This is a genomic window from Mesorhizobium sp. M7D.F.Ca.US.004.01.2.1, from assembly GCF_003997785.1.
Classification (GTDB): domain Bacteria; phylum Pseudomonadota; class Alphaproteobacteria; order Rhizobiales; family Rhizobiaceae; genus Mesorhizobium; species Mesorhizobium loti.
In genome coordinates this window covers 1-857 of the sequence record NZ_RZRQ01000706.1, presented here as the reverse complement: position 1 = coordinate 857, position 857 = coordinate 1, and the positions used below count along the sequence as shown (strand labels likewise).

Annotated in this window: 1 pseudogene; it reads right to left on the bottom strand. The window is 55.5% G+C overall.

Going from position 1 to position 857, the window contains the following annotated elements:
- Positions 1-776: 776 nt before the first annotated feature.
- A pseudogene (locus tag EN993_RS38230) lies at positions 777-857 on the bottom strand (oxidoreductase); the annotation flags it as partial.

The following is an 857-nucleotide window of genomic DNA, read 5'->3' as shown; positions in this document are numbered from 1 at the left end:
ACCATAAAGCGCATGATTTTGGCGATTAGATATTTGACAGACCTAATCCGGGTCTTTCGGGACTAGCAGCGGCTGTTTAAGGAGCGCCGAGATCGCGGTGATTATCTGAGGCAGGAACAACGGCTTTTGGATCATGATGCTTTCAGGGGACACAGTCTGCGCTCCAATGGATTGCGCTATCCCCGCTCATGTAGACAACTGGAATTACAGGCTTGGATTCATCCCAGCCGGTCTTACCAACTCCTAGGCGGATGTCGGTGATGAGGGCCTTTGAAGCTGTCCGGAGCCGCCTCGAAAGCCGCAATCGCCTGTGCCGCATTTGCGAACGACAACGCTTCAAAGCCAGCTTCTTCCGACGCCGATTCAACGTCGAGTCGGATTAGGGCCCCATTTATCTTTTACGAGCAGAATTGCCCCGACACTCATTTGTTAAGGGGCATGAGCGTCGGCAACCGATGGGCAAAATCGAGATCGTTGCCGATAATAGCCGAGATGGCGCCTGCAGGATCTTGGTTCGGTTCTTTCCGAGGCCAGCGCCGCGAGTTTCGCCTTTCCCTCGGCGCTTCGAACCCAGACGAAGTGCGCAGAGCTAGAGTTGGCCGAGGTCGGTCCCCATTTCAAAAGCTCATAAAGATCCAGAACTACGGAATATTCGATAGAGACCGGTCCACCCTTGGTATGTCCGGGCAGACCGCAGGATTTGGTCAAGTGCATCGCCCGATATGGCGCTTCTCATTTTGTCTCTGTTCTTCCTGTATTCGTTTGAAGTCTGGCTGGGCGACGAAGCGGACCACGCCGCCTTCTACGCGCAGCGCCGCGCCAGTCGTCGCGGAGGCCTGCGCCGAGCAGGCATAGAC